Source organism: Dietzia sp. SLG310A2-38A2 (assembly GCF_014145095.1).
GTDB lineage: Bacteria > Actinomycetota > Actinomycetes > Mycobacteriales > Mycobacteriaceae > Dietzia.
On sequence record NZ_JAALDX010000434.1, the window covers coordinates 1 to 1,136 of the forward strand.

The window sequence follows — 1,136 nt, forward strand, 5'->3', positions numbered from 1 at the left end:
GGGAGGTGCCCAGGACGAGCTGTGTGGCGTTGACCCCGCGGGCGAAATCCAGGAGGGTCGCGCGGACGTCGTCACCGGCGACGGTGTGGACCCTGGCTCCGAGGCTCGCCGCGACCTCCCGGACCTCCGGCATGCTGTCGCCGGCGGAGACCAGCCCGTCGCCGCGCAACACGTGCACGATCACCAGCTCGGCCGACGAGCGGGAGGCGATGCGGCTCGCGCGCCGCACCAATGTGAGGGACTCGGGGCCGCCGGTGATCGCCACCACGACCCGCTCCCGCGCCTCCCAGGTGTCGGTGATCCGCTCGGTGTCCCGGTAGCGGCCCAGCGCCTCGTCCACCCGGTCGGCCAACCACAGCAGGGCGAGTTCACGTAGCGCCGTGAGGTTGCCCACCCGGAAGTAGTTGCCCAGGGCGGCGTCGACGCGCTCCGCCTGGTAGACCTGCCCCGCCAGCAACCGGAGGCGCAGTTGCTCGGGACTGAGGTCGACCAGCTCGATCTCGTCGGCCGCGCGGACGACGGCGTCCGGTACCTTCTCCCGCTGCTCCGATCCGGTGATGCGGGAGACCACGTCGTTGAGGCTCTCCAAGTGCTGGATGTTGAGGGTGGAGTGGACGTCGATCCCCGCGTCGAGCAGGTCGGACACGTCCTGCCAGCGCTTGGCGTGCTCGACGCCGGGGGCGTTGGTGTGCGCCAGCTCGTCGACCAGGGCGATCTGCGGCGCCCGCTCCAGGACCGCCGGCAGGTTCATCTCCGTCATCCTGGTCCCGCGGTAGGACACCGTCCGGCGCGGTACCGACTCGAGACCGTCGAGCAGCGCGGCGGTTCCCGCCCGGCCGTGGGTCTCCACCAGGCCTACCACCACGTCCTTGCCCTCCGCGACCAGGCGGTGGGCGCGGTCGAGCATCTCGGTGGTCTTGCCCACGCCGGGGGCGGCCCCGAGGTAGATGTGGAGCCGCCCCCGCGTCGATCCGGACATGATCTGACCCTATCCCTGCGTTCCCTGGCCCTGCGTTCCCTGGCCCGGCGCTGCCTGGCCGGGCTCCGCGCAGCCGGGAGCCGTGAGGCCCAGCGCCACGTTGAGCTCGGTCACCCGCACCCGCGGCTGGCCCAGGAACCCCAGCTGGCGCCCCTCG

General features: G+C 72.4%; 1 protein-coding gene. It reads right to left on the reverse strand.

Going from position 1 to position 1,136, the window contains the following annotated elements; translation table 11 throughout:
- On the reverse strand, positions 1-979 hold a 979-nt coding region (locus G6027_RS14495), incomplete at its 3' end, for a universal stress protein (protein WP_182637787.1).
- Between the last annotated feature and the right edge of the window lie 157 nt (positions 980-1,136).